The organism is Streptomyces sp. NBC_01485, assembly GCF_036227125.1.
In the GTDB taxonomy this organism is placed as follows: domain Bacteria; phylum Actinomycetota; class Actinomycetes; order Streptomycetales; family Streptomycetaceae; genus Streptomyces.
This window is the reverse complement of record NZ_CP109435.1, coordinates 5,616,135-5,642,434: the sequence shown is the minus strand read 5'-3', so window position 1 is coordinate 5,642,434 and position 26,300 is coordinate 5,616,135. Positions and strand designations below refer to the sequence as shown.

The following is a 26,300-nucleotide window of genomic DNA, read 5'->3' as shown; positions in this document are numbered from 1 at the left end:
CCTGATCGTCTCTCAGGTCAGGGCTGTTTGATGGTGATCTAGTTGGCGGGGTACTCGCTCAGCAACGGATTCGTGACCGAGGACGGGGCGTCGGTGCTCACCAGTACCCGGTCGCTCATCCCGTCGTAGCCGACCGTCACGTGGTACGTGTCCAAGAGGTCGGGGTCGATCTTCGCGTAGGCCGCCGCGACGGTCTCCTGGATCTGGGCTGCGGTGAACATCTGGCTCTTCGCCGTGGTGACGGTGGGCCAGGTGGTCGGGGCGACACCGTCGTGGTCGGTCCAGTCGGTCGGCGTCTGGAGGTCGTTGATGTCTCCCGCGTAGCCCTTCGGGAAGATGATCACCGGGCCGATGACCGGGTCCTCGAAGTAGGCCAGCGCGCAGTTGTAGTTGGCCAGGGCCTGGATCTGCTCCCACTTCGCGTCGGGGTTGTCGGCGCGGTCCGCGACCTCGACCGGGCTCAGGGCGCGGTCGTAGACGCGGAAGTCGCGCATCCGGCCCTTGAAGTACTGGTCGTTGGAGTACAGGGACTTGCCGATGAAGTTCGCGGTCGTCGTCCCGCCGCCGATCGCACCCGGGGTGATGGTGACGTTCGTGTTGCGGGCCTTCTCCACGCCGTTCTCGTACAGGATCCCGGTGGTACCGGTCTGCGTGTACGTCACGTGCTTCCACACACCGCGCGCCAGGCCGTACGTCGTGTCCGTCGGCTTGACGTCCTGCTTGGCCGTGTAGTCGGTCATCGACAGCGACGTACGGAAAGCGGTACCCGTGGTGAACAGATAGCCGTTGCCGTTGCTGCCGCTGGTGTTGCCCAGCCCGTAGAACATGTACGGCGCGCCCTGGGTCGAGTCGATCTGCACGTCGAAGTCGACCGTGATCGAGTTCATCCCCGTCATGACGTTGTCCGGCAGCTTGACGGCGGTGTCGGTGCCGTTGAAGCCCAGCCCGTTGTCACCGCCCAGGTCCCCGGTGCCGAGGAGCGTGCCGTCGTTGCCCAGGCCCGAGGAGTCGTGGATGACGCCTTCGGCTGTCTCGTCCAGCTTGTAGTCCACCACCAGGCCCTTGGTGGCACCGGCCTGCGCCGGAGCGCACTCGGGTGCCGGCGCGGCAAGAGTCGTGGACGTGTCGAGCGTGATCTGGCCGGGGTACGCGCTGAGCAGGGGGTCGGTGACCGATGACGGAGCGTTGGTCTGCACCACCACCCGGTCGCTCATCCCGTCGTAGTGGACGGACAGGGTGTACGTCGTGTCGCCGTCGGGCCGTATCGCGTCGTAGGCCGCGGTCTGCACGTCCTCGATCTGATCGGACGTGAACAGCTGGCTCTTCGCGGTGGTCGGCGAGGGCCACATCGTCGGGGTGTGCCCGTTGGAGTCGGTCCAGTCCGGCGGCTGCTCGACGTTGTTGATGTCTCCCGTGTAGTCCGACGGGAAGATGATGACCGGCCCGATCTTGGGGTCCTCGAACGCCGTGAGCGCACCGTTGTGTTCGCCCATGGCCTGCAGCTCCTGCCACTGCACGTCCGCGTCGTTGTCCCGGTTCACCACCTCGCCCGCTGACAGGGCCCGGTTGTAGACGCGGAAGTCCCGCATCTTGCCCTTGAAGTAGCTGTCCGCCGAGAAGAGCGAGCGGCCGATGTAGTCGGCGGTCGTCACCCCGCCGCCGATCGAGCCGGGGGTGACCGTCACCGCGGTGTTGCGCGCCACCTCCACACCGTCCAGGTACATGATGCCGGTGGTGCCCGTCTGGGTGTAGGTCACCTGCTTCCACGCGCCACGCGCCAGGGCTGTGGCCTGGCCGGTCTTCTGCTCGTGCAGGTAGTCACTCGCCGTGATCGAGGTGTGCAGCGCGTTCCCCGTGTTGAACAGGTAACCGTTGCCGTAGCCCGAACTGCTGTTGCCGAACCCGTAGGTGAAGTAGTTGCCGGACAGGGCCGGGTCGATCCACACGTCGTACGAGACGGTGATCGACGACAGGCCGGCCATGATGTTGTCCGGCACCTTGACGTAGGTGTTCGTGCCGTTGAAGGTCAGACCCTCGGTGCCGCCCCAGCTCGTGGTGCCGAGGACCGTACCGTCGCGGCCGTTGCCCGAGGAGTCGTGGGCGACCGTGCCGGAGGTCTCGTCCAGGTTGTAGTCCAGCACCAGACCGGTGGTGATGTCGGCCTGCGCGGTGGAAGCGGTCGTCAGCAGCCCGCCGCCGACGACCAGCGCGAGGGAGAGAGCAGTGACCAGACTGGTGCGTACCGGCCGTCGCCGTCGGCGCGGGGCGTCCGCCGAGACCTCCGCCCCTGGATCGTTGGTTCTCAACATGTGCTTCCTTTCATGACGGGGAGATCCATCTCGCTTTTCCGGTTACTTCTCTGGTCACTTCTCCGGCGGGTTCCGCCGGTGCGGGGTGACACTGCCGCGATCAATTCAGGCCCGAGCCGATACCGACACCGAGCGACAGATTCGGTCCCGATACGCGTGCCGTCGGCGGTGGCGGTGCCGATGAACTAGACGCCCCTCCGTTGTTGTTCCTGCAGTTCTGCAGTCCCGTGCAGACCCGGTCGTACGACAAAATATTCGGAGTGTGCAGGTCCGAGTAGTAGTTCCACTGGGCCAGCGGATCGTTCACCGGGTCGTAGGGGTGATAGTTCGCCATCGTCGTAGCGGCGGTCGTGTGGTACCCGTTCACCCAGAACTTGTCGTACTTGAACGTGAGGGTTTGCAGCATCATTCTGCCGGCGCGGTCGACCTTGACCGACATCTTGTACATGCGGACGCCGGTGATCGCCTCTCTCGGAATTTTACGGACGAAAGCCCACTCATCCTGGCTGTGGTACTGGTTGTAGAGAGCCTTGTTCCCGCGAATCTGATCGGGAACGTACACCGCGTTCTTCGCCATTTTGGGGTCGATCAAATAGACGTAGCTGTACGCGTGCACCACGTCATAGGCGCAGTCCTTCAGCATGTAGCTGCCCAGGAACGGGATGATCCCCCAGACCGCCATTTTCCCTGACGAGCAGCCCGGGGTCTTTATCGCGGAATCCAGATTGCGCATTCCCTGGCTTCGCGCGAACGTCTCCGACAGGCTCAGCGTTCCCGACGTCGAAATGTAGTTGCTGTTGTTCGTCTTGTCGCCCTGGATATGTGACACCAGGTTGTTATTGGTTCCTCGCGCGAAGAGGCCGGTCCGGAAGATCTCGTTCGGCTCGCGGGAGTCTCCGCGATACAGGAGCGAGGGGAACGCCCGCTGGTTGTTCAGGTTCTTGTTGCGCAGGTTGGAACAGTTCGTCGCCCCCTTTCCCGAATAGGTGCCCCCCGGGCAGTCGGTGCTTCCGGCGGCCTGCGCCGGCGTGACCGCCAGGAGCTGGACGAGCACCGTCGCGATGACGATCGAGAGGAACGCCCCGAAGGCGGATTTCACCTTCCTGGTTCTCGTCTTTCCACGTACGTACACTGCGGTTCGCTTGAACATGAGTCCTCCGGAGCTGAGTCGGGGCGCGGGAGAGTACCGGGGTACGCGAGGGTGAAGGGTGCCCTCACCGGTGACGGGAGCCTTGATGGCACCCGCTTGGCATGTACGCCACCTCTGCTATCCACCTCTAAGGGTCAGGGCGGGGGTCTCCCCCGGACCATGGGTATTCCTACGGGTATTTACGGGAGCCTTACGCCTGGGCGTCGCCACCAGACGATGGCCAGGCCCCGGCCGCCCTCCTCCTCCGGGAGGAGCGGCAGCCGAACTCGACGGGACGACGCGGCTGTTCACCGCGCTCGGCAAGATGCTGAAACTTCTGCGCCGTGCACGTCCGTGACTCCAAGAACCCCGGAGGTCCGCGGTTGACCCTCTCCGCCGCGTCCTGGGGTGTCTTCGTCCCGTACGCGGCGAAGTGAACGTCGGGGCGGGGCCCGGGTAGGAAACCCGGGCCCCGCCCTGATCTGATCTGAGCTCAGCCGGTCCTGATCGTCTGTCAGGTCAGGGCTGCTTGATGGTGATCTAGCTGGCGGGGAAGTCGGTCACCAGTGAGTCCGTGACCGAGGCCGGGGCGTCGGTGGTCACCAGTACCCGGTCGCTCATCCCGTCGTAGCCGACCGTCACGTTGTACGTGTCGGAGAGGTCGGGCGCGATCTTCGCGTAGGCCGCCGCGATGGCCTCCTTGATGTCGGCGGCGGTGAACATCTGGCTCTTCGCCGTGGTGACGGTGGGCCAGGTGGTCGGTGCCACCCCGTCGTGGTCGGTCCAGTCGAGCGGCGTCTGCAGGTCGTTGATGTCTCCCTCGTAGTCCTTCGGGAAGATGATCACCGGGCCGATGACCGGGTCCTCGAAGTAGGCGAGCGCGCAGTTGTGGTCGGCCAGGGCCTGTATCTGCTCCCACTTCGTGTCGGGGTTGTCGGCACGGTCCGCGACCTCGACCGGGGACAGGGCGCGGTCGTAGACGCGGAAGTCCCGCATCCGGCCCTTGAAGTACTGGTCGTTGGAGTACAGGGACTTGCCGATGAAGTTCGCGGTCGTCGTCCCGCCGCCGATCGCACCCGGGGTGATGGTGACGTTCGTGTTGCGGGCCTTCTCCACGCCGTTCTCGTACAGGATCCCGGTGGTACCGGTCTGCGTGTACGTCACGTGCTTCCACACACCGCGCGCCAGGCCGTACGTCGTGTCCGTCGGCTTGACGTCCTGCTTGGCCGTGTAGTCGGTCATCGACAGGGACGTCCGGAAGGCGGTGCCGGTGGTGAACAGATAGCCGTTGCCCATGCTGCCGCTGGTGTTGCCCAGCCCGTAGAACATGTACGGCGCGCCCTGGGTCGAGTCGATCTGCACGTCGAAGTCGACCGTGATCGAGTTCATCCCCGTCATGACGTTGTTCGGGAGCCTGACGGCGGTGTCGGTGCCGTTGAAGCCCAGCCCGTTGTCACCGCCCAGGTCGGCGGTGCCGACGACCTGGCCGTCGTTGCCGTTGCCCGAGGAGTCGTGGACGTTGGTGCCGACTGTTTCGTCCAGCTTGTAGTCCACCACCAGACCCTTGGTGACGCCGGCCTGCGCCGGAGTGCACGCGGGGGCCGACGCGGGAAGCACCGTGGACGTGTCGAGCGTGAGCTGGCCCGGGTACGCGCTGACCAGCGGGTCGGTGACCGATGACGGAGCGTTGGTCTGCACCACGATCCGGTCGCTCATCCCGTCGTAGTGGACGCCCAGGGTGTACGTCATGTCACCGTCGGGCTGTATCGCGTCATAGAGCACGGTCTGCACGTCCGCGATCTGATCGGACGTGAACAACTGGCTCTTCGCGGTGGTCGGCGAGGGCCACATCGTCGGGGTGTGCCCGGCGGAGTCCTTCCAGTCCGGCGGCGGCTCTACGTCGTTGACGTTCCCCGTGTAGTCCGACGGGAAGATGATGACCGGCCCGATCTTGGGGTCCTCGAACACCGTGAGCGCACCGTTGTACTCGGCCATGGCCTGCAGTTCCTGCCACTGCAGGTTCGCGTCGTTGTCCCGGTTCACCACCTCGCCCGATGACAGGGCCCGGTTGTAGACGCGGAAGTCCCGCATCTTGCCCTTGAAGTAGCTGTCCGCCGAGAAGAGCGAGCGGCCGATGTAGTCGGCGGTCGTCACCCCGCCGCCGATCGAGCCGGGGGTGACCGTCACCGCGGTGTTGCGCGCCACCTCCACACCGTCCAGGTACATGATGCCGGTGGTGCCCGTCTGGGTGTAGGTCACCTGCTTCCACGCGCCACGGGCCAGGGCTGTGGCCTGGCCGGTCTTCTGCTCGTGCAGGTAGTCACTCGCCGTGATCGAGGCGTGCAGCGCGTTCCCCGTGTTGAACAGGTAACCGTTGCCGTAGCCCGAACTGCTGTTGCCGAACCCGTAGGTGAAGTAGTTGCCGGACAGGGCCGGGTCGATCCACACGTCGTACGAGACGGTGATCGACGACAGGCCGGCCATGATGTTGTCCGGCACCTTGACGTAGGTGTTCGTGCCGTTGAAGGTCAGACCCTCGGTACCGCCCCAGCTCGTGGTGCCGAGGACCGTACCGTCGCGGCCGTTGCCCGAGGAGTCGTGGACGACCGTGCCGGAGGTCTCGTCCAGGTTGTAGTCCAGCACCAGACCGGTGGTGATGTCGGCCTGCGCGGTGGAGGCGGTCGTCAGCAGCCCGCCGCCGACGACCAGTGCGAGGGAGAGAGCGGTGACAAGACCCTTGCGCATCGGCCGTCGTCGCCGGCGCGGGGCGTCCGCCGGGACCTCCGCCCCTGGATCGTTGGTTCTCAACATGTGCTGCCTTTCATGACGGGGAGATTCGTCTCGCTTTTCCGGTTACTTCTCTGGTGGGTTCCGCCGGTGCGGGGTGACGCTTTCGCGATCAATCTCAGGCTGGTGCCCCGATAAACAACTTGCGACGCGTCGATGACGACACCGTATTCGTTACCGTTATTTCGCTCGCATCTACGATTCCCCTGCACGCCAACAGCGACGGACAAGTCGGGCTGAACTCCCTCGTGGGAACATTCGGAGTGTGCAGGTCCGAATAGTAGTTCCATTGGGCAACCGCATCGTTCACCGGATCGTAGGGGTGATAATTCGACATCGTCACCACGTCCAGGTGCATCTTGCTCGCGTAGAACTTGTCGTACTTGAACGTGAGGGTTCGCAGGTCCAGCGTGCCTTGACGTGTGACCCTGGCCGTCATCTTGTACATGCGGACGCCCACGATCGCATCGGGGGAAATTCGGCGGACGTAAGCCCACTCGTCCTGGCTCTTGTACTGGTTGTAGAGAGCCTTGTTCCCTCGGATCTGATCGGGCACGTAGTCCGCGTTCTTCGCGAAATGAGTGTCGATCACATAGACGAAGGTGTACGCCGACACCTTGTCGTCAACGCATTCACTCAGCAGGTACGGGCCCACGAGCGGTATGGCCGCGTACCACTTCATTCTCCCCGTCGAGCAGCCCGGTTTCCTTATCGCGGTATCCAGATTGCGCATTCCCTGGCTCTTCGCGAACGTCTCCGACAGGCTCAGCGAGCCCGACGTCGAAATATAGTTGCTGTTGTACGCCTTGTCGCCCTGGATATGTTGCACCAGGTCGTCATTTCGCCCCCGCGAGTAGAAGCCGTTCCGCAAGATGTCGTACGGCTCGCGGGAGTCTCCGCGATACACGAACTGGGGAAAAGCCCTCTGGTTCTTCGTGTTCTTGTTGCGCAGGTTGGAACAGCTCGATGAGCCCTTACCTGAATAGGAGCCTCCCGGGCAGTCAGTGACCCCGGCGGCCTGCGCCGGCGTGATCATCAGGATCTGGGCGAACACCGTCGCGAAGATAATCGCGAAGAGCGCCCCGAAGGCGGTTTTCCCTCTCCTTGTTCTCGTCTTTCCACGTACGTACACTGCGGTTCGCTTGAACATGTGTCCTCCGGGCTGAGTCGGGGCGCGGGAGAGTACCGGGGGTACGCGAGGGTGAAGGGTGCCCTCACCGGTGACGGGAGCCTTGATGGCACCCGCTTGGCATGTACGCCACCTCTGCTATCCACCTCTAAGGGTCAGCGCGGGGGTCACCCCCGGACCATGGGTATTCCTACGGGGTTTTATGCGGGCTTTACGCCTGAACGTCGCCACGGGAGGCTGCCGCTTCACACCCCGAAGCCGGCGGCGGACCGGGTACTACCCCTGCTCGAGCGGTAGTTCGGCCCAGACGGTCTTGCCGACCGGCCGCTCCGTGACGCCCCATGTGCGGGACAGGACCCAGACGAGGACCAGGCCCCGGCCGCCCTCCTCCTCCGGGTTCGTGACGATCCGCAGTTGCCGGTCCCCGCGCGTGTCACTCACCTCGATACGCAGCGTGCCCTCCGGGAGGAGCAGCAGCCGCAGCTCGAAGTCCCGGCCGGGCACGCGTCCGTGGGTGACGGCGTTCGCGGCCAGCTCCGCGACGACGTGCCGCGCGGTGTAGTTGGCCTCGCCGTCGTGCGGGTATCCCCAGTCCGTGAGCTGCTGCGCGGTGAAGCGGCGGGCCAGCCGGGCACCGCGCGGGGTGGAACTGAAGCGCAGGGTCAGTTCACCGAGGGGGGTGGAGATCTGGGTGGAGATTTCGGAGTTCACCTGACTCAGCGTGGCCGGTTGTATCTACCCTGACCAGGGACGACTTGACGACTCTGCGTAGCCGTACGGCTGCGGCGGGGCGGCTGTACGGGTCGTCGACCGTGACCACAAGGGCGTGAAGGCGGTGGAGTCACATGACGACGGAAGAACGCGAGCGGAAGCCGGAGACGCCGGCGGAAGCCGACGGTACGACAGGGCTGTTCACGGCACTGGGCAAGATGCTGAAGCGGCTGCGGGAGCGGAAGGGGCTCACCCAGAAGGAGTTCGGGGTGCTCATCAGGTACGGGCCTGACGCCGTCTCCGCGATGGAGCGGGGCGTACGGATCATCCGGCCCGAGGTGCTGGAGCAGGCGGACGGGCTGCTCGACGCGGACGGGTTGCTCACCGACGCGATCCCCGAGGTCCGCAAGGCGATGGCTCGGGTGAGGACGCGGCACCCCGAGTGGTACCGGAGTTACGCGGCGCTGGAGGCGGAGGCCGTTGAGCTGCACTTCTACGCCAACCAGGGTGTGCCGGGCCTGTTGCAGACCAAGGACTATGCGTGGGCCATGTTCTCCCGCCGACGGCCGCTGCTCGACGAGGAGACCATCGAGAAGCGGGTGGCCGACCGGCTCGCACGCCAACAGGTCCTGGATCGTTGGCCTTCCCCAACCGTCAGTTACGTACTCGAAGAGGTCGTACTCGACCGGCCCATCGGCGGCCGGGCCGTGCGCGAGGAGCAGTTGAAGCAGTTGCTGCGCATCGGCGACCTGAGGAACGTGGAAATCCAGGTGATGCCGACCAGGATCGAGAACCACCCCAACATGGGCGGCGCGTTCAACCTCCTAACTCCCAAGAAGCACCCGCAGGTTGCGTACACGGAAGTCCAGGGCTACCCGCGATTGATCACCGACCTCCAAGAGGTGCGAACGATCGCCGACCGCTATGGGATCATGCGGGCGGTGGCTCTCTCGCCTGAGGATTCCCGGGCGGTGATCGAGATGAAGCTGGAGGAGCAATGAGCTACGAGGAACTCATCTGGTTCAAGTCCAGCTACAGCGACGGCGAAGGCGGCGAGTGTCTGGAAGCCGCCTACACCTGGCGTAAGTCGACGTACAGCAGCGGTGAGGGTGGCGAGTGCCTCGAAGTCTCCACCTGCCCCCACACCGTCCACGTCCGTGACTCCAAGAACCCCGGAGGTCCGCGGTTGGCGCTCTCCGCCGTGTCCTGGGGTGTCTTCGTCACGTACGCCGCGATGTGAACGTCAGGGCGGGGCCCGGGTGGTGACCCGGGCCCCGCTCTGAACTCAGTCGGTCCTGATGTCTGTCAGGTCACGCCTGCTGGATGGTGATCATGTTGGGGTGTGCTGCGAGCAGCGGGTCCGTGACGGAGGCCGGGGCGTTGGTGGTGACCACGATCCGGTCGCTCATCCCGTCGTAGCCGATGAGCACGCTGTAGGTTCCGTCGGCGTAGGGCGCGACCGCCGCGTTGATGTCGTCAGTGACCTCCTTGATCTGGGCGGCGGTGAAGGTGTCGCTCTTCGCGGTGGTGACGGTGGGCCAGGTCGTCGGGGCGACCTCGGCGTGGTCGGTCCAGCCGTCCGGCGTCGCCAGGTTGTTGATGTCTCCCGCGTAGTCCGACGGGAAGATGATCACCGGACCGATGACCGGGTCCTCGAAGTAGGCGAGTGCGCAGTTGTTGTCGGCCAGGGCCTGCACCTGCTCCCACTTCGTGTCGGGGTTGTCGGCGCGGTCCAGGACCTCGACCGGGGTCAGGGCGCGGTCGTAGATGCGGAAGTCGCGCATCCGGCCCTTGAAGTACTGGTCGTTGGAGTACAGGGACTTGCCGATGAAGTTCGCGGTCGTCGTCCCGCCGCCGATCGCACCGGGGGTGATGGTGACGTTCGTGTTGCGGGCCTTCTCCACGCCGTTCTCGTACATGATGCCGGTGTGGCCGGTCTGCGTGTACGTCACGTGCTTCCACACGCCGCGTGCCAGGCCGTACGTCGTGTCCGTCGGCTTGACGTCCTGCTTGGCCGTGTAGTCGGTCATCGACAGCGAGGTCCGGAAAGCGGTACCCGTGGTGAACAGGTAGCCGTTGCCGTTGCTGCCGCTGGTGTTGCCCAGCCCGTAGAACATGTACGGCGTGCCCTGGGTGGCGTCGACCTTCACGTCGAAGTCGACCGTGATGGAGTTCAGCCCTGCCATGACGTTGTTCGGCAGCTTGACGGCGGTGTCGGTGCCGTTGAAGCCCACTCCTTCGTCACCGCCCAGGTCGGCGGTACCGAGGACCGTGCCGTCGCGGCCGTTGCCCGAGTAGTCGTGGGCGGCCGTGCCGTCCGTCTCGTCCAGCTTGTAGTCCACCACCAGACCGGTGGTGACACCGGCCTGCGCGTTGCACACGGGTGTCGACGTGGGAAGGGCGTCGGTCCTGTCGATCACGATCTGGTTGGGGTGCGCGCTGACCAGGGGGTCGGTGACCGAGGCCGGGGCGTTGGTGGTCACCACGATCCGGTCGCTCATCCCGACGTACTTGGCCTTCGCCTCGTACGGCGCGTCGTCGTCCGTCGGGTCGTCGGGCGTCGCGTCGGGCGGGTTTATCGTGGCGTAGGCCGTGGCCTGCAGTGTGCCGATCTGGTCGAACGTGAACTGGCTCTTCGCACCGGTGGGAGCGGGCCACAGGGTCGGGGTGTTCCCGTTGGAGTCCTTCCAGTCCGGCGGCCGCTCCGCGTCGTCGACGTCCCGGGCGTAGTCCGACGGGAAGATGAGGACGGGCCCGATCTGGGGGTCCTCGAACGCATCGAGCGCACCGTTGTAGGTGCCCATGGCCTGCAGCTCCTCAGCCTGCAGGTTCGCGTCGTTGGCCCGGCTCTCCACCTCGCCCGAGGACAGGGCGTGGTCGTAGATGCGGAAGTCCCGCATACGGCCCTTGAAGTACTTGTCGTTGGAGTACAGGGACTTGCCGATAAAGTTCGCGGTCGTCGTCCCGCCGCCGATCGCACCCGGGGTGATGGTGACGTTCGTGTTGCGGGCCTTCTCCACGCCGTTCTCGTACATGATGCCGGTGGTGCCGGTCTGCGTGTACGTCACGTGCTCCCACGTACCTCGCGGCAGCCCGTAGGTCGTGTCCGTCGGCAGGATGTCCTTCTTGGCCGTGTAGTCGGTCAGCGACAGCGACGTCCGGAAGGCGTTTCCGGTGGTGAACAGGTAGCCGTTGCCGTTGCTGCCGCTGGTGTTGCCCAGCCCGTAGAACATGTACGGCGTGGTCTGCGTGGAGTCGACCCACACGTTGAAGTCGACCGAGATCGAGTCCAGCCCCTGCATGATGTTGTTCGGCAGCTTGACGCTGGTGTCGGTGCCGTTGAAGCCCAGCCCGTTGTCGCCGCCCAGGTTCGCGGTGCCGAGGACCGTACCGTCGTGGCCGTGGCCCGAGGAGTCGTGGGCGACCGTGCCGGAGGTTTCGTCCAGCTTGTAGTTCAGCACCAGACCGGTGGTGATGTCGGCCTGCGCGTTGGAGGCGATCATCACCAGCCCGCCGCCGGTGACCAGCGCGACAGAGAGGGCCGTGACGAGACCGGTGCGCATGGGCCGTCGTCGCCGGCGCGGGGCTTCCGCCCCCGCCTCTACCGCTGAATCGTTGTTAGTCAACATGTGCTTGCCTTTCGTGACGGGGAGAGCCCTCTCGCTGTTCTGGTCACTCCTCACCGGCGACGGGAACCTTGACAGCACCCGCTTGGCATGTACGCCACCTCTGCGTCCACCCCGTAAGAATCGAGGCGGGGGTCACCCCCGGACCATGGGTATTAATACGGGGCTTTACACGGGCTTTATAACTTGGGCATTTGGTGAAGGTCGGTGGATCGAGACCGATACCACCCGCCCCCGCACCTCGTTCGAAGACGAACGGGCCGAGGCGCAGGCTGCCCAACTCCCTCACGGTCAGGCTGGTGAAAGGCGGACCAGGTGACCGTCGTGGGGGTCATGTCGACACGGGCCGTCAGGGCCCGGCACTGCCAGATGCCACAGGGGGCAGCCAGGAAGCGAGTTTCGGGCGGCCGGGTGCGGAAAGGGGTTCCCGGACCGGCCCTCGCCCGCGAACCCCTCACCCCGCCTACTGCTCTGCTACCGCTACCGCTCCTGCCCGTACAGCCCCTCCACCTGCTCCGCGAAGTCCCGCATGATCGTCTCGCGGCGGAGTTTCATCGACGGGGTGAGGTGGCCGGCCGACTCCGAGAAGTCCCTCGGCAGGATGGTGAAGCGGCGGATGGACTCCGGGCGGGACACCAGCTTGTTGGCGTCGTCGATCGCGCGCTGGAGTACGGCGTTCAGGTCCTCGTCGTCGATCAGCAGCTCCGCCGGGACCGGGTGCTTGCCGTGTATCTGACGCCAGTGGGTGAGACCGTCGAGGTCGAGGGTGAGGAGGGCGGAGACGTAGGGGCGGCCGTCGCCCAGGACCATGGCCTGGGAGATCAGGGGGTGCGAGCGCAGCCAGTTCTCCAGGGGCGCGGGGGCGACGCTCTTGCCGCCCGCCGTGATGATCATCTCCTTCTTGCGGCCGGTGATCGTCAGATAGCCCTCGTCGTCCAGCTCGCCGAGGTCGCCGGTGGAGAGCCAGCCGTCGGGCGCTGCGGGGACCACTCCCCCGGCCGCCGGGTCCCAGTAGCCGCGCAGGACGTGGTCGCCCGCGACGAGGATCTCGCCGTCCGCCGCGATGCGGATCTTCGTGCCGGGCATCGGCCAGCCCACCGTCCCCAGGCGGGGTTTGAGCGGCGGGGTCAGCGTCGTCGCGGCCGTCGTCTCCGTCAGGCCGTAGCCCTCGTAGATCTCGATGCCCGCGCCCAGGTAGAACGAGGAGAGGCGGCGGCCGAGCGGGGAGCCGCCGCAGATGGCGTACCGGACGCGGCCGCCCATGGCGTTGCGGATGCGGCGGTAGACGAGCGGGTCGTAGAGGGCGCGGCCCGCGCGGAGGGTGGCCCCCGGGCCGGATCCGGTGCCGGTCTTCTGCGCCTCGACCGCCTCGCCGTAGCGGCGGGCCACCCCGACCGCGCGGTCGAAGGTGGACAGCCGGCCGCCCGTCTCCGCCTTCGCGCGGGCCGTGTTGAAGACCTTCTCCAGCATGTACGGGATGGCCAGGAGACAGGTGGGTCTGAAGGCGGCCAGGTCCGGGAGGAGGTCGTCGGACCTGAGGCTGGGGGCGTGGCCGAGGCGGACGCGGGCGCGGACGCAGGCGATGGCGACCATCCGGCCGAAGACGTGGGACATGGGGAGGAAGAGGAGGACGGAGAGGTCCTCGCCCTTCGGTTTCTCGCCCTTCGGTTTGAAGACCGGGGAGAGGAGTTCGATCGCGTTGTCGACCTCGGCGAAGAAGTTGCCGTGGGTGAGCGCGCAGCCCTTGGGGCGGCCGGTGGTGCCGGAGGTGTAGATGAGGGTGGCGAGGGTGTCGGGGACGAGCATCCCCCGGCGGATCTCCACCTCGGCGTCCGGGACGTGCGCGCCCGCCTCGATCAGCCGGTCCACATGCCCCTTGTCCATGACCCACAGGTGACGGAGGTCGGGCAGCCGGTCGAGCTCGGGGCCGAGCGCCGCCGCCTGGCCACCGGTCTCGGTGACCAGGGCGACCGCGCCGGAGTCGTGCAGGATCCAGCGGGTCTGGAAGACGGAGGAGGTCGGGTAGACGGGGACGGTGACCAGGCCCGCCGCCCAGGCCGCGAAGTCGAGCAGCGTCCACTCGTACGTCGTGCGGGCCATGATGGCAAGCCGGTCGCCGGGGACGAGGCCCTCCGCTATCAGGCCCTTGGCGACCGCGTGGACCTGGGCCGCGAAGCGCTCCGCCGTGATGTCGGTCCAGACGGCGTCGCCGTCGCCGTCCTTCTCCTTACGGCTGAGGACCACCGCCTCGGGGGCGGCGGCGGCGTTGTCGTAGGGCAGGTCGGCGAGCGACCCGTACGTCACCGGGCGCGCCAGTGCCGGCACGGACGCCTCCCGTACCACGCCGTCCAGCCGTCGCGTCTCCGGTTCCACGAGGGCGGGGGGAGCGTCGTCGTCGTGGTAGTCGGCGGACGCGTAGGCCGCACCGGCGGCTGAGTACGGGGTGGACACGGGCGGCTCCCTGAGCGTGCAGCGACAAACTGCTTGCTGCATGACGTACGTACTGAGCGCACTGCGGCGTTCAACCGGCGTTCAACCGGGATGCCCCCTAAGGAGGGGGTTACCGGGTTACCGCCGGTTAAGTACGGGATCGTACGGCCCTCACGTGGGGGGCTTGTGCGTGTTCCGGGATGTTCTCGGGTCAGGGGTGTGCAGTCTCGGGGGTTATGTGAGGAATCTTCAGGTTCACTCCGGGGCCGGGCTCGGGCTCTGGCTTCCGGTTCGTTGCGGGATCGGGCTCGGGCTCGTTGCGCGATCGGGATCGGGATCGTTCCAGGATCGGGCTCGGGATCGTTCCAGGATCGGGCTCGCGCTTCAGGCTCGTTCCAGGATCGCGGTCACGCCCTGGCCGCCCGCCGCGCAGATGGAGATCAACCCCCGTGCGGGGCCGTCCTGTTCGGCGAGCAGCTTGGCCAGCGTCGCGACGATACGGGCGCCGGTCGCCGCGAAGGGGTGGCCGGTCGCGAGGGAGGAGCCGGCGGTGTTCAGCCGGTCGCGGTCGATCGGCGCGAGGCCCTGCTTCTCCCAGGCCTCCAGCGTCGCCAACACCTGCGAGGCGAAGGCCTCGTGGACCTCGAAGAGGTCGAAGTCGTCGATGCCCAGACCGGTCCGCTCCAGCATGCGGGGGACGGCGTGGGCGGGGGCCATGAGCAACCCGTCCCGCCCGTCGGCCACATCGCCGCGCACGAAGTCCACGGCCGCCGTCTCGTACGCGGTCAGGTAGGCGAGCGGCTCCAGGCCCCGCGCCTCGGCCCACTCCTCGGAGGCGAGGAGCACGACGGCCGCGCCGTCCGTCAGCGGGGTCGAATTGCCCGCCGTCATGGTCGGGTTGGGGCCGTCGGTGTCGAACACTGGCTTCAGTCGGGCCAGTTGCTCGGCCGTCGAGTCCGGGCGCAGGTTCTGGTCGCGGGCCAGGCCGCGGAACGGGACGACCAGGTCGCCGAAGAAGCCCCGCTCGTACGCCGCCGCGAGCCGCTGGTGGCTGGTGGCCGCCAGTTCGTCCTGGGCCTCGCGGTCGACGCCCCAGGCGCGGGCGGTGACCGCCGCGTGCTCGCCCATGGACAGGCCGGTGCGCGGTTCGGCGTTGCGCGGGATCTCGGGGATCAGGTGGGCGGGGCGGATCTGCGTGAGCGCCTTGAGGCGGGCGCCGGTCGACTTCGCCCGGCGGGCCTCCAACAGGATGCGGCGCAGGCGGTCGTTGACACCGAGGGGCGCGTCGCTGGCGGTGTCGGCGCCGCCCGCGATCGCGGACTCGGTCTGGCCGAGGGCGATCTTGTTGGCGGCGGCGATCACGGCCTGGAGACCGGTGCCGCAGGCCTGCTGGATGTCGTAGGCGGGGGTGCGGGCGTCCAGCTTCGAGCCGAGGACGGTCTCGCGGGCCAGGTTGAAGTCACGGCTGTGCTTGAGGACGGCGCCGGCGACCAACTCGCCCACCACGCCCGGCACATCGAGCGCGTAGCGGTTCGCAAGGCCGTTCACGGCCGCCGTCAGCATCTCCTGGTTGGAGGCGGTGGCGTAGGGGCCGTCGGAGCGGGCGAAGGGGATGCGGGTGCCGCCGACGATCGCGACGCGGCGGACGCGCGGGAGTTCCGGCCGGGGTCGCGGCGCGCCGCTCCCGGCGACCTTCAGGTGGCTCACCCGCTGGCTCGTCCGTGCTGGCTCCGAGGTACTCATCTCGACCTGCTCCTCACCCTTGACCTAGACTTACCCACGGTAACCTTACTTCGGAGTAAGGACCCCTTATGGGACCCCTTACGGGATTCCGTACGGGATCCCGTACGCCGTGTGCGCCGAGCCCGTGGGAGATCATCATGGCCGACCGCTGTCTGAGCTTCACCGCCACCGCACCCGGCCGCCTCCTCACCCGACGGCCGGCGTAGTGGCCGTGGCCAAGGTTCTCTCCGGCGCCCCGTCCCTCGGCCCGCTGTTCGCCCTCGGCGCCCTGCGCTCACCGTTCAAGCGGCCCCGGCCGGGCGTCGCCTTCGCCGGGGGGCGGCTCGTCCTGCCCGGGCTGCGCGTCGACCTGGCCCGCCTCGCCGCCTACGAGCGGGTGTGCGGCTTCCCGACCGGCGAGGACGCCCTGCCGCTCACCTATCCGCACGTCCTGGGCTTCCCGCTGGCCATGAGCATCATGAGCGGCCGGGACTTCCCCCTCCCGCTGCTCGGCCTCGTCCACACCTCGATCGAGCTCACCCGCCACACCGCCCTCACGGCCACGGGGACGTACGAACTCACCGTGTACGTCGCGAAGTTGGTGCCGCACCGGAGGGGGACGGAGGCGATCGTCGTCACCGAGTTGCGGGACGGCGGCGGTGAGTTGAGGGGCAGCGGCGAGTTGCGGGACGGCGGCGGCGAGTTGAGGGAAGGGGGCCGCGAGTTGCGGCACGGCGGCGGCGGCGAGGTCGTGTGGGAGTCGACGAGCACGTATCTGGCCCGGCACCGCACGGAGGCCCCGCCCGCGCCCGCGCCCGCGCCGAGGGAACCGGGACCCGGCCCGCTCCCCGTACTCCCCGTACTTCCCGTACTCCCCGCGCTCGACGAGTGGCGGCTCGCCGCCGACGTCGGCCGCCGCTACGCCGCCGCCTCCGGCGACCGCAACCCCATCCACCTGCACCCCCTCACCGCCCGCCTCTTCGGCTTCCCCCGCGCCATCGCCCACGGCATGTGGACCGTCGCCCGCTGCCTCGCCGCCCACGGCACCCCCCAGGCGGTCCGGGTCCGCGCCGACTTCCGGACACCCGTCCTGCTGCCGGGCACGGTGACCTACGCATCGGACGGCGCACGCTTCGAACTCCGCGAACCGGGAGAGACGGGAGGTTCAGGAGAGCCGGGACGGGTGCATGTCACCGGGCGGGTGGATCCGCTCCTCTCGTGACCCTTCACGCACGCGCCCTCGGGCGGGCTACCCCTCCGGTGGGGACCAGGGGTGGCCGTTCATGAGGTTGGCCAGGCCCGACCAGGCGAAGTTCATCAGGGTTGCCGCTGCTTGGCGGGCTGTGACGGTGTCGGTGGTGTTGGACCAGGCGGCCAGGGACTCGGCCGCGCCGACCAGGGCCTCGGCGAGGCCGGCGACCTCGCGTTCGGGGAGGTCGGGGTCGCGGTGGGCCTCGCGGGCGGCGACCAGGATCAGGTGGGTGACGAACGCGACGATCTCCTCGCGCATCGCCGCCACCTCGGCGGCGAACGGCTCGCCGTGCGTGCGGGCCTGGAGGTGCAGGACGGACCAGGCGTGCGGGTGCCGCGCGGTGTGGGCGAAGAACGCCCGCAGTCCGTCCCAGAGTTGGCGGTCGGCGGGGAGGTCGGTGCGGACGCCGGTGCGGACCGCCTCGACGAGCGCCTTCGCCTCGCGCCGGATGCAGGCCGTGAAGAGGTCTTCCTTGGAGTTCAGGTACAGGTAGACCAACGGCTTGGACACGCCCGCGAGTTCGGCGATCTCGTCCATCGACGCGGCCATGTACCCGCGGCGGCCGAAGGTCTCCACGGCGGCGTCCAGCATCTGCTGCTCACGGACCGCACGCGGCATCCGCTTGGTCTTCACGGCACCCATGGAGCAAGACTAGTTCGCCCCCCGGCCGCAGGCGGTTCCCGGGAAGGTCCCAGGAAGTTTCCGGGAAGGTCCTGCGGTAGGTCAGGAAGCCTGGGCGGAGTCGATCGCCTCGTCCTCCTGGGACCGGTTGGCCTCCAGGTTGGCCTTCATACGGTCCACGCGCTCCACGACCGTGACCGAGGCGCGGTCGCGCTCCTTGCGCAGCACCACGAAGCTGATCGGCGCGGAGATCACCAGCGAGAGCAGGACGATCCACATGATGTTGGAGTCGCCGAGGCCGCGCGGCATGACGCCCGAGTAGACGAGGCCCCAGACGACCACGAGGCAGCCGGCGAAGACACCGAGGCGCATCAGTGTGTAGCGGAACATCTCAATCCACTCTTCCGTAACGAACGGTCCCAACCGAACAATGCCAACCGAACACTGCCATCCAGTGAAGCACGCGACCCCGTCGGTCTTCCGGCGGGGGGCGCGGCTCACATCAGCGGCAGCAGCATGAATATGTCGTCCCGGTCGTCCCCGGGGGCGACGCGGATCGCGCCGGGCACCCGGCCGACCTCCTTGTAGCCGCAGGAGCCGTAGAAGCGTTCCAGGCCGTGTCCGCCGCGGCAGGTGAGCCGGATCGCCTCGATGCCGTCGAGGCCGCGGGCGGCGTCCTCGGCGGCGGCGAGCAGGTCCCGGCCGTACCCCCGGCCGTGGTGGCGGGGGTGCACCATCACCGTGTACAGCCACAGCCAGTGCCGCATCAGCCGGTGCGTGTTGAAGGAGAGGAACGCGGTCGCGGCGACCGTGCCCGACGCGTCCCGGCCGACCAGCAGCCGGGTGCGTCCCTCCGCCATCGCGACGAAGTGCTTGACCAGCTCGGGCCGTACGTCGTCCGCCGTCACCGGCGCGACGAAGCCGACCGGGCCGCCCGCGTTCGACACGTCCGCCCACAGGGAGAGGACGTCCTCCCTGAGGGCGGGGGTCACCTCGGGGTCAAGGGTGAAAGCCAGTGTCATCGTGCCGTCGTCACACTCGCATCGCCTGCGGCGACTCGCGACGCGCCAGGTCGGGACCGTCGTACTCGCGGATGATCTCGTACCGCGTGTTGCGTTCCACCGGGCGGAAGCCGGCGTCGCGGATGAGGTCGAGCAGGTCCTCGCGGGTCAGCTTGTTCGGGGTGCCGTAGTTGTCGGCGTCGTGCGTGATCTTGTACTCGACGACCGAGCCGTCCATGTCGTCCGCGCCGTGCTGGAGGGCCAGTTGGGCGGTCTGGACGCCGTGCATGACCCAGAAGACCTTGACATGCGGGACGTTGTCGAAGAGGAGACGCGAGACCGCGAAGGTCTTCAGGGCCTCCGCGCCCGTCGCCATCTGGGTACGGGCCTGGAGGCGGTTGCGGACCTTGCCGTCCTTCATGTCCACGAAGTCGTGCTGGTAGCGCAGCGGGATGAAGACCTGGAAGCCGTTCGTCTCGTCCTGGAGCTCACGGAGCCTGAGGACGTGGTCGACGCGGTGCTTCGGCTCCTCGATGTGGCCGTACAGCATGGTGCACGGGGTCTTGAGACCCTTCTCGTGCGCCAGCCGGTGGATGCGCGACCAGTCCTCCCAGTGGGTGCGGTGGTCCACGATGTGCTCGCGGACCTCCCAGTCGAAGATCTCCGCGCCGCCGCCGGTCAGCGACTCCAGGCCCGCGTCGATCAGCTCGTCCAGGATCTCGGACGCCGACAGGCCGCTGATCGTCTCGAAGTGGTGGATCTCCGTCGCCGTGAACGCCTTGAGCGAGACGTCCGGCAGGGCCGCCTTCAGCTCGCGCAGCGAGCGCGGGTAGTAGCGCCAGGGGAGGTTGGGGTGGAGCCCGTTGACGATGTGCAGTTCGGTGAGGTTCTCGCCCTCCATCGACTTGGCGAGCTTCACCGCCTCCTCGATGCGCATCGTGTACGCGTCCTTCTCGCCCGGCTTGCGCTGGAAGGAGCAGTAGGCGCAGGACGCCGTGCACACGTTGGTCATGTTGAGGTGCCGGTTGACGTTGAAGTGAACGACGTCGCCGTTCTTGCGCGTCCGCACCTCGTGCGCGAGTCCGCCGAGCCAGGCCAGGTCGTCCGACTCGTACAGCGCGACGCCGTCCTCACGGGTCAGCCGCTCACCGGCCCTGACCTTCTCCTCCAGCTCGCGCTTGAGCCCGACATCCATGCCCCACACCTCTCCTAGACAGACCTGCTAAACCGTACGCCGTCGGGCTCAGACTTCTTCCGGCAGCTCTCCGACCCGGTTCTCCCACTTCGTGGAGAGCACGATGGTCGTACGGGTCCGGGATACGCCCTTCGTTCCCGACAGCCGCCGGATGATCTTCTCCAGGCCGTCGACGTCGTTCGCCCGCGCCTTGAGCATGAACGAGTCGTCGCCGGCGATGAACCAGCAGTCCTCGATCTCGCCGAGCTCCTTCATCCGGTTCGCCACGTCCTCGTGGTCGGCGGCGTCGGAGAGGGAGATGCCGATGAGGGCGGTGACGCCGAGACCGAGTTGGGCGGCGTTCACCGAGGCGCGGTAGCCGGTGATGATGCCGGCCGCCTCCAGCCGGTTGATGCGGTCGGTGACGCTGGGTCCCGACAGTCCGACGAGGCGTCCCAGCTCGGCGTAGGAGGCCCGGCCGTTCTCCCGCAGAGCCTGGATGAGCTGCCTGTCCACCGCGTCCATGTGCGATCGAAGCCTTCCGCTGAAAAGTCTGAAGTGGTCTGGAGAAGGTCTGGTCTGAGGAGGTCTGGTCTGAGGAGGTGTGGACAACTCAGGCCGGGCGGGGGCCGCCGCCCAACTCGCCCTCCCACCGGCGATAGAGCCCGTGCGTCACGCCCGCCGCGTCGAGGACCCGGCCCGCGACGAAGTCGACCAGGTCCTGGATGTGGGTGGCCCCCGCGTAGAAGGCCGGCGAGGCGGGCACGACGCTCGCGCCCGCGTCGTCCAGGGCGACGAGATGCCGCAGGGTCTGCCCGTTCAACGGGGTCTCCCGTACGGCGACGACGAGCGTCCGGCGCTCCTTGAGCGTCACGCTCGCCGCCCGCTGGAGCAGGTCCTTGGACAGGCCGAGGGCGACTCCGGCGACACAGGCGGTGGAGGCGGGCACGATGAGCATGCCCTTCGTGCGGTACGACCCCGAGGACGGCCCGGCAGCCAGATCACCGGCGCTCCAGTACCGCACCCGGTCACCGCCCCCGCCCGTGTCGAGGACCCGGCCCGTGTCAAGGACCCCGCCCGTGTCAAGGACCCGGCCCGTTTCGAGGTCCCTGCCCGTTTCTGGGTCCAGGCCCGTTTCGAGGTCCACGTCGAAGGTGTCCGGCTTGCCGTCCGCTCCGCGTGCGAGCCATTCCCGCAGGTCGTCCCGCCAGTGGGCGTCCCGGAAGGAGATCCCGGTCTCGTCGAGCAGCGTGAGGCGCGAGGCCCGGCTGACCACCAGGTCGACGCTCTCGCCCGCGGCGAGCAGCGCACGCAGCACGGCGGCGGCATAGGGCGTACCGGACGCCCCGGACACCCCCACGATCCAAGGCACGCGCTGCGTTTCTCCTGCGTTCACACCTTGAGCGTACCCGTGGGTCAGCGCACACTCAGGACCGGCCGGGCCTGGAGCCCGCACACTCCCTTTGCTCCCTCCGCGCACCTGTTCACCCGTACGGAGTACGCGAACTACACCGAGAGCCCCCGCACCAGCAGGTCGATCAGCGCGCACACGAAGAGACTGATGCCGATGAAACCGTTCGTCGAGAAGAACGCCCTGTTCAGACGGGTCAGATCGTGGGGTCGGACGATGGTGTGCTCGTAGACGAACGCGCCCGCGACGATCAGCAGGCCGAGCCAGAAGAACGCGCCGGCGTCGGTGGCCAGGGCGTACCAGACGAACAGGGCCGTCGTCACGGCGTGGCAGGCGCGGGCGCTCCAGACCGCCGCCGGGATGCCGAAGCGGGCCGGGACCGACAGGACGCCGATCTCTCGGTCGGTCTCGACGTCCTGGCAGGCGTAGATCAGGTCGAAGCCGCCGATCCAGATCCCGACGGCGAGCCCGAGGATCACCGCGTCCCAGGACCACTCGCCGGTGATCGCCAGCCAGCCTCCGATCGGGCCCATCGCCTGGGCCAGACCCAGGATGGCCTGCGGGAAGTTCGTGAACCGCTTGCCGTAGGGGTAGACGACCATCGGGACGACCGCGACGGGGGCGAGGGCGAGGCAGAGGGGGTTCAGGAGGGCCGCCGAGCCGAGGAAGACCGCGACCGCGATCAGCGCGCCCGTCCAGGCGTGCTTCACCGACACCGCGCCCGTCACCAGTTCGCGGTGGGCCGTGCGCGGGTTACGGGCGTCGATCTCGCGGTCGATGATCCGGTTCACCGCCATCGCGAAGGTGCGCAGACCCACCATGCAGACGGTGACCAGCAGCAGCCTCGCCCAGTGGATGGTGCCGTCCGTCCGGAACATCGCCGTCAGCGCGGCGATGTAGGCGAAGGGCAGCGCGAAGACCGAGTGTTCGATCATCACCAGGCGCAAAAACGCCTTCGTGCGGCCCGGCTGGGGAAGTGCGGCCGACGCGGAGGCGCTCACAGTCCGTACTCCTTCCAGCGGCTGTCGACCTTCGCCGCCGTGTCCGGGTCGGAGACGACCATCTCCGGCCAGCCCCCGTCCCGCGTGTAGCCCTCCTCGGGCCACTTCCGGGTCGCGTCGATGCCTGCCTTGCCGCCCCAGAACTGCTGGTAGGAGGCGTGGTCGAGGTGGTCGACCGGGCCTTCGACGAGGGACAGGTCGCGGGCGTAGTCCGTGTTGCCGAGTGCCCGCCACGCGACTTCGTGCAGGTCGTGGACGTCGCAGTCGGCGTCGACGACCACGATCAGCTTGGTCAGGGACATCATGTGCGCGCCCCAGACCGCGTGCATGACCTTCTGCGCGTGCTTGGGGTACTTCTTGTCGATCGAGACGATCGCGCAGTTGTGGAAGCCGCCGGCCTCGGGGAGGTGGTAGTCCACGATGTCCGGGACGATGATCTTCAACAACGGCAGGAAGAAGCGCTCCGTGGCGCGGCCCAGCGGGCCGTCCTCCGTCGGCGGGCGGCCGACCACGATCGACTGGAGCAGCGGCCGCTTCCGCATCGTCACGCAGTCGATCTTCAGCGCGGGGAACGGTTCCTGCGGGGTGTAGAAGCCGGTGTGGTCGCCGAAGGGGCCTTCCGGGAGCATCTCGCCGGGCTCCAGCCAGCCCTCGATGACGACCTCCGCCTGCGCCGGCACCTGCAACGGCACCGTCTTGCAGTCGACCATCTCGATCCGCTTGCCCGCGAGGAACCCGGCGAACAGGTACTCGTCGATGTCGCCGGGGAGCGGGGCGGTGGAGGCGTAGGTGACGGCGGGCGGGCAGCCGAAGGCGATCGCGACCGGCAGCCGCTCGCCCTTCCTGGCCGCGACCTGGTAGTGGTTGCGGCTGTCCTTGTGGATCTGCCAGTGCATGCCGATCGTGCGCTTGTCGTGGCGCTGGAGGCGGTACAGGCCGAGGTTGCGGATCCCGGACTCCGGGTCCTTGGTGTGGGTCAGGCCCAGGTTGAAGAAGGAGCCGCCGTCCTGCGGCCAGGTGAAGAGGGCGGGGAGGGCGTCGAGGTCGACGTCGTCGCCGTGCAGGACGACCTCCTGGACGGGCGCGTCGCCGGCCTTCACCTTCCTCGGCGGTACGTGCGTCATCGCGCCGAGCTTCCCGAACGCCTCGCGCACGCCGACGAAGCCCTGCGGCAGCTCGGGTCGCAGCAGCCCGCCGATCCTCTCGCTGATCTCCGCGTACGACTTCAGCCCCAGCGCCTTCAACAGCCGCCGGTCGGTGCCGAAGACGTTCATCGCGAGGGGCATCGAGGAGCCCTTCACGTTCTCGAAGAGCAGCGCCGGGCCGCCTGCCTTCTGGACGCGGTCGACGATCTCCCCGACCTCCAGATACGGATCGACCTCGGCCTTGACGCGCTTGAGGTCGCCTTCGCGTTCCAGTGCCCTGAGCAGGGAACGAAGATCGTCGTAAGCCATGTGTCCCAGTATCACCGAGGGCCTGCTTCGTCCTGACGCCCGCCCCTTGCTTTTCTGCCGGGGATCCGGGGGTCGTCCCCGGGATGGCACAGCGGCCACCCGCTACCCTGGCCCCGTCACCGGGGCCGTCCCACGCCCCGTCACCGTCTTCTGAGGGATCCCGTCACCATGCTCAGGTATCTGCCGTTCCTGCTGGTCCTGGCACTGTGGATCTACGCCTTCATCGACTGCCTCAACACTCCCGAGGAGGAGGTGCGGGGGCTGCCGAAGGTGGTCTGGGTCATCATCATCCTGCTCTTCGGCGAGGTGCTCGTCGGGCCGGTCGCCTGGCTGGTGGCCGGGAAGGCGCGCCGCGCGCCCACGGACGGCTCGACACCGTCCGAGTGGCGTCGCGGCCGCCGCACCGAGTGGGTCGCACCGGACGACAACCCCGAGTTCCTCAAGTCCCTGAAGGACGAGGCCCCCTCCTCCTCATCCTCCGAAGACGTGGACGACGAGGCTCTCCTGAAGGACTGGGAGGCCGATCTGCGTCGCCGCGAGGAGGAGTTGAAGCGCCGCGAGTCCGGCGAGGACCCGAAGGACGGCTGACCGCCGGCGCTGCGCGGGCTCACGACCGCGAAGGCGACCAGGCCGGCGGTGCTCACTTCAGGGGCTTCAGAGGCTTCAGGGCCTTCAGCGGCTACAGGGGCTTCAGGGTCTTGACCTGGGCGGTGGTCAGGGCCTGGTCGTAGACCTGTACGTCCCTGATGGCGCCGGGGAAGAAGTCGGCGGGGCCGCCGTTGTACTTGGCCCGTCCGATCACCAGGGGGCCGCCCGCGGCGGTGGTGTCGGCCACGGTCGCCTCCTGGACGCCGTCGACGTAGAGGCGCAGCCGGCGTCCGGGGCCGTCGCACACGCCGACGAGGTGGGTCCAGACACCCGCCGCGGGGGCGGTGCGTGCCACCGCGCGCTGGCCGACGCCGGCGAAGACCCACCGCCGTTCGTCGCCGGAGTACTGGAGGAAGAAGCGGCTGTTGATGTCGCCGTCCTCGCTGACGGCGGTGGCGAAGGAGCCCGGGATCGCCGTCAGCCGCACCCACGCCGACACGGAGAAGCTGCGGCCCTCGCTCGTGTCGACCACCGGGGCCGCGGTGACGATCTGGCTGCCCTTCCCGTCGAACACAGCGGCCCCGCCCTGCCATTGGACGCCGGTCGCGGTGCCGTCGTTGCCGCCGAGGGTGTCCCGGGCCAGGTCCCCGGACGCCTCGTCGAGGGGCCAGCGGCCGACGGGGGCGGGGGTGCTGACGGCGGGGGCGGTGAGAGAGGAGGAGGGCGAGGGCGAGGCGTCCCGGTCGGAGGCCTCGCCGCCGGAACGGGTGAACCAGACGCCCGCGCCGACGCCGAGCGCGGTGACGGCACCGGCCCCGGCGAACAGGAAGCCACGACGGCTATGGCTATAGCTGGGGCTGGGGATGCGGCTGCCGGGGTCGCTGGGGACGGTCGGGCCGTACGGGTTGCCTGGGCCGCCCTGGTCGCCCGGGCCGTGCGGTTGCTGTGGCAGGGGTGGCCGGAGCGGACGGGCGGCGGTGTCCAGTTGGGTGGCCGCGTGCGTCGGCGGCACCTGGGTACGCGGATGCTCCCGGCTCTCCGCCGCACCGGCCCGCGCGGGTGTGTGAACGGCGGCGGCCATCGAAGGGCCGGGCTCGTGCGGGACGCCGACGGCCGGGCCGACATGGGTGAGGATCTGACGCGGGGTCGGGCGGCTGCCGGGGTCCTTCGCCAGACACGCGGAGACGAGCGAGCGCAGGGCCGGGTCGGCGATCGCGTCGACGTCGGGTTCGTCGTGGACCACGCGGTAGAGCAGGGCGGGGGTGGGCCCGGTGCCGAAGGGGTTGGCTCCGGTCGCCGCGAAGGCCAGCACCGCGCCGAGGCAGAACACGTCGCTCGCCGGGGTGATCGTGCCGCCGGCCACCTGCTCGGGGGCCATGAATCCCGGCGAGCCGGCCAGGAGTCCGGTCGCGGTGAGCGAGTCGCTCTCGAGGCTCCGCACGATCCCGAAGTCGATGACCCTCGGGCCGTCCTCGGCGAGCAGCACGTTGGAGGGCTTGAGGTCGCGGTGCACCAGGTTCACGGAGTGGATCGACACCAGCGCCTCGGCGAGACCGGCGGCGAGCGCCAGCACCGCCGCCGGTTCGAACGGCCCCCGCTCGGCGACCGCCTGTTCCAGTGAGGGCCCGGCGATGTAACTGGTCACCAGCCAGGGCAGGTTCGCGTCCGGGTCGGCGTCGATCACCGGGGCGGTGAAGGCCCCGCTGACCGAGCGGGCCGCCTGCACCTCACGCCGGAACCGGGAGCGGAACTCGGGCCTGCGGAGCAGTTCGGAGTGCACCACCTTGACCGCGACGGGCCGTCCGCCCGGCGAACGGCCCAGGTAGACCCGCCCCATACCGCCCGCGCCCAGTCTGCTCAGCAACTGGTACTCCCCGACGGAGCGCGGATCGTCCGGCTCCAGCGCTGCCACAACTGCCTCCCGGCGGGACTGCTCTGCTACATGGTCTGCTGCA

General features: G+C 68.3%; 22 protein-coding genes. 5 read left to right on the top strand and 17 right to left on the bottom strand.

Annotation, left to right across the window (positions count from 1 at the left end; translation table 11 throughout):
* Positions 1 to 38 precede the first annotated feature (38 nt).
* Together OG352_RS25565 and OG352_RS25560 are read right to left on the bottom strand one after the other, a co-directional pair.
* Positions 39 to 2,309: a LamG domain-containing protein gene (locus tag OG352_RS25565; protein ID WP_329220061.1), complete on the bottom strand. Its 2,271-nt coding sequence runs from the start codon at positions 2,307 to 2,309 to the stop codon at positions 39 to 41.
* Positions 2,310 to 2,409: 100 nt separating this feature from the next.
* Positions 2,410 to 3,459: a hypothetical protein gene (locus OG352_RS25560; protein WP_329220059.1), complete on the bottom strand. Its 1,050-nt coding sequence runs from the start codon at positions 3,457 to 3,459 to the stop codon at positions 2,410 to 2,412.
* Positions 3,460 to 3,782: 323 nt separating this feature from the next.
* On the opposite strand from OG352_RS25560, the gene OG352_RS25555 reads away from it, so the two are divergent.
* Positions 3,783 to 3,875, top strand: coding sequence for a DUF397 domain-containing protein (locus OG352_RS25555; protein ID WP_443072334.1), 93 nt, complete (start codon positions 3,783 to 3,785; stop codon positions 3,873 to 3,875).
* Positions 3,876 to 3,978: 103 nt separating this feature from the next.
* Here OG352_RS25555 and OG352_RS25550 read toward each other — a convergent pair whose 3' ends face one another.
* The 3 genes from OG352_RS25550 to OG352_RS25540 form a co-directional block, all read right to left on the bottom strand.
* A complete protein-coding gene (locus OG352_RS25550) occupies positions 3,979 to 6,183 on the bottom strand; it encodes a LamG domain-containing protein (RefSeq protein WP_329220057.1) in 2,205 nt (734 codons plus the stop codon).
* A gap of 160 nt (positions 6,184 to 6,343) precedes the next feature.
* Positions 6,344 to 7,375, bottom strand: a complete 1,032-nt coding sequence (locus tag OG352_RS25545) for a hypothetical protein (RefSeq protein WP_329220055.1) — start codon at positions 7,373 to 7,375, stop codon at positions 6,344 to 6,346.
* A 255-nt stretch (positions 7,376 to 7,630) separates the two neighbouring features.
* Complete coding sequence (locus OG352_RS25540; RefSeq protein WP_329220053.1) at positions 7,631 to 8,065, bottom strand: ATP-binding protein; 435 nt, start codon at positions 8,063 to 8,065, stop codon at positions 7,631 to 7,633.
* 134 nt (positions 8,066 to 8,199) lie between these two features.
* Here OG352_RS25540 and OG352_RS25535 point away from each other — a divergent pair, with 134 nt between their 5' ends.
* A complete protein-coding gene (locus OG352_RS25535; protein ID WP_329220051.1) occupies positions 8,200 to 9,066 on the top strand; it encodes a helix-turn-helix domain-containing protein in 867 nt (288 codons plus the stop codon).
* Positions 9,063 to 9,305 carry a DUF397 domain-containing protein gene (locus OG352_RS25530; protein WP_329220050.1) on the top strand — a complete coding sequence of 81 codons (243 nt, stop codon included), beginning with the start codon at positions 9,063 to 9,065 and terminating at the stop codon, positions 9,303 to 9,305. Before OG352_RS25535 ends, OG352_RS25530 begins: the two co-directional genes overlap by 4 nt.
* 70 nt (positions 9,306 to 9,375) lie before the next feature.
* Here OG352_RS25530 and OG352_RS25525 read toward each other — a convergent pair whose 3' ends face one another.
* From OG352_RS25525 to OG352_RS25515, 3 genes are all read right to left on the bottom strand, one after another.
* Positions 9,376 to 11,628: a LamG domain-containing protein gene (locus tag OG352_RS25525; RefSeq protein ID WP_329220048.1), complete on the bottom strand. Its 2,253-nt coding sequence runs from the start codon at positions 11,626 to 11,628 to the stop codon at positions 9,376 to 9,378.
* 543 nt (positions 11,629 to 12,171) lie between these two features.
* Positions 12,172 to 14,142 carry an AMP-dependent synthetase/ligase gene (locus OG352_RS25520; RefSeq protein WP_329220046.1) on the bottom strand — a complete coding sequence of 657 codons (1,971 nt, stop codon included), beginning with the start codon at positions 14,140 to 14,142 and terminating at the stop codon, positions 12,172 to 12,174.
* Between the two features lie 363 nt (positions 14,143 to 14,505).
* The gene (locus OG352_RS25515) at positions 14,506 to 15,864 is read right to left on the bottom strand and encodes an acetyl-CoA C-acetyltransferase (RefSeq protein WP_443072333.1); all 1,359 of its coding nucleotides are present in this window, start codon (positions 15,862 to 15,864) and stop codon (positions 14,506 to 14,508) included.
* Positions 15,865 to 16,075: 211 nt separating this feature from the next.
* Between OG352_RS25515 and OG352_RS25510 the strand changes: the two genes are divergently transcribed.
* Entirely contained in the window at positions 16,076 to 17,065 is a 990-nt protein-coding gene (locus tag OG352_RS25510) for a MaoC family dehydratase (protein WP_329220044.1), read from the top strand.
* Between the two features lie 27 nt (positions 17,066 to 17,092).
* Here the strand turns inward: OG352_RS25510 and OG352_RS25505 are convergent, their stop codons facing one another.
* From OG352_RS25505 to OG352_RS25470, 8 genes are all read right to left on the bottom strand, one after another.
* Complete coding sequence (locus OG352_RS25505; protein ID WP_329220043.1) at positions 17,093 to 17,737, bottom strand: TetR/AcrR family transcriptional regulator; 645 nt, start codon at positions 17,735 to 17,737, stop codon at positions 17,093 to 17,095.
* A gap of 81 nt (positions 17,738 to 17,818) precedes the next feature.
* A complete protein-coding gene (locus tag OG352_RS25500) occupies positions 17,819 to 18,106 on the bottom strand; it encodes a DUF4229 domain-containing protein (RefSeq protein ID WP_329220041.1) in 288 nt (95 codons plus the stop codon).
* Positions 18,107 to 18,213: 107 nt separating this feature from the next.
* Positions 18,214 to 18,738 (bottom strand): GNAT family N-acetyltransferase, encoded by a 525-nt coding sequence (locus OG352_RS25495; RefSeq protein WP_329220039.1) that lies wholly within the window; start codon positions 18,736 to 18,738, stop codon positions 18,214 to 18,216.
* Positions 18,739 to 18,748: 10 nt separating this feature from the next.
* Complete coding sequence (gene mqnE / locus OG352_RS25490; RefSeq protein ID WP_329220037.1) at positions 18,749 to 19,912, bottom strand: aminofutalosine synthase MqnE; 1,164 nt, start codon at positions 19,910 to 19,912, stop codon at positions 18,749 to 18,751.
* A gap of 48 nt (positions 19,913 to 19,960) precedes the next feature.
* Complete coding sequence (locus OG352_RS25485; protein WP_329220035.1) at positions 19,961 to 20,416, bottom strand: Lrp/AsnC family transcriptional regulator; 456 nt, start codon at positions 20,414 to 20,416, stop codon at positions 19,961 to 19,963.
* Positions 20,417 to 20,504: 88 nt separating this feature from the next.
* Positions 20,505 to 21,245 (bottom strand): UbiX family flavin prenyltransferase, encoded by a 741-nt coding sequence (locus OG352_RS25480; protein ID WP_329223961.1) that lies wholly within the window; start codon positions 21,243 to 21,245, stop codon positions 20,505 to 20,507.
* Between the two features lie 152 nt (positions 21,246 to 21,397).
* The gene (gene mqnP / locus OG352_RS25475; RefSeq protein ID WP_329220033.1) at positions 21,398 to 22,303 is read right to left on the bottom strand and encodes a menaquinone biosynthesis prenyltransferase MqnP; all 906 of its coding nucleotides are present in this window, start codon (positions 22,301 to 22,303) and stop codon (positions 21,398 to 21,400) included.
* The gene (locus tag OG352_RS25470) at positions 22,300 to 23,757 is read right to left on the bottom strand and encodes a menaquinone biosynthesis decarboxylase (RefSeq protein ID WP_329220031.1); all 1,458 of its coding nucleotides are present in this window, start codon (positions 23,755 to 23,757) and stop codon (positions 22,300 to 22,302) included. The genes mqnP and OG352_RS25470 overlap by 4 nt, the downstream gene beginning before the upstream one ends.
* Before the next feature lie 168 nt (positions 23,758 to 23,925).
* Between OG352_RS25470 and OG352_RS25465 the strand changes: the two genes are divergently transcribed.
* Positions 23,926 to 24,345: a PLD nuclease N-terminal domain-containing protein gene (locus tag OG352_RS25465; RefSeq protein ID WP_329220029.1), complete on the top strand. Its 420-nt coding sequence runs from the start codon at positions 23,926 to 23,928 to the stop codon at positions 24,343 to 24,345.
* A gap of 91 nt (positions 24,346 to 24,436) precedes the next feature.
* Here OG352_RS25465 and OG352_RS25460 read toward each other — a convergent pair whose 3' ends face one another.
* Complete coding sequence (locus OG352_RS25460; RefSeq protein WP_329220027.1) at positions 24,437 to 26,257, bottom strand: protein kinase domain-containing protein; 1,821 nt, start codon at positions 26,255 to 26,257, stop codon at positions 24,437 to 24,439.
* Positions 26,258 to 26,300: the final 43 nt, after the last annotated feature.

Bases quoted from the DNA above. Each gene is read 5' to 3' on its own strand.
- OG352_RS25565 (WP_329220061.1), bottom strand. From the start codon at position 2,309: ATGTTGAGAACCAACGATCCAGGGGCGGAGGTCTCGGCGGACGCCCCG.
- OG352_RS25560 (WP_329220059.1), bottom strand. From the start codon at position 3,459: ATGTTCAAGCGAACCGCAGTGTACGTACGTGGAAAGACGAGAACCAGG.
- OG352_RS25550 (WP_329220057.1), bottom strand. From the start codon at position 6,183: ATGCGCAAGGGTCTTGTCACCGCTCTCTCCCTCGCACTGGTCGTCGGC.
- OG352_RS25545 (WP_329220055.1), bottom strand. From the start codon at position 7,375: ATGTTCAAGCGAACCGCAGTGTACGTACGTGGAAAGACGAGAACAAGG.
- OG352_RS25535 (WP_329220051.1), top strand. From the start codon at position 8,200: ATGACGACGGAAGAACGCGAGCGGAAGCCGGAGACGCCGGCGGAAGCC.
- OG352_RS25530 (WP_329220050.1), top strand. From the start codon at position 9,063: ATGAGCTACGAGGAACTCATCTGGTTCAAGTCCAGCTACAGCGACGGC.
- OG352_RS25525 (WP_329220048.1), bottom strand. From the start codon at position 11,628: ATGCGCACCGGTCTCGTCACGGCCCTCTCTGTCGCGCTGGTCACCGGC.
- OG352_RS25515 (WP_443072333.1), bottom strand. From the start codon at position 15,864: ATGAGTACCTCGGAGCCAGCACGGACGAGCCAGCGGGTGAGCCACCTG.
- OG352_RS25505 (WP_329220043.1), bottom strand. From the start codon at position 17,737: ATGGGTGCCGTGAAGACCAAGCGGATGCCGCGTGCGGTCCGTGAGCAG.
- OG352_RS25500 (WP_329220041.1), bottom strand. From the start codon at position 18,106: ATGTTCCGCTACACACTGATGCGCCTCGGTGTCTTCGCCGGCTGCCTC.
- OG352_RS25495 (WP_329220039.1), bottom strand. From the start codon at position 18,738: ATGACACTGGCTTTCACCCTTGACCCCGAGGTGACCCCCGCCCTCAGG.
- mqnE (WP_329220037.1), bottom strand. From the start codon at position 19,912: ATGGATGTCGGGCTCAAGCGCGAGCTGGAGGAGAAGGTCAGGGCCGGT.
- OG352_RS25485 (WP_329220035.1), bottom strand. From the start codon at position 20,416: ATGGACGCGGTGGACAGGCAGCTCATCCAGGCTCTGCGGGAGAACGGC.
- OG352_RS25470 (WP_329220031.1), bottom strand. From the start codon at position 23,757: ATGGCTTACGACGATCTTCGTTCCCTGCTCAGGGCACTGGAACGCGAA.
- OG352_RS25465 (WP_329220029.1), top strand. From the start codon at position 23,926: ATGCTCAGGTATCTGCCGTTCCTGCTGGTCCTGGCACTGTGGATCTAC.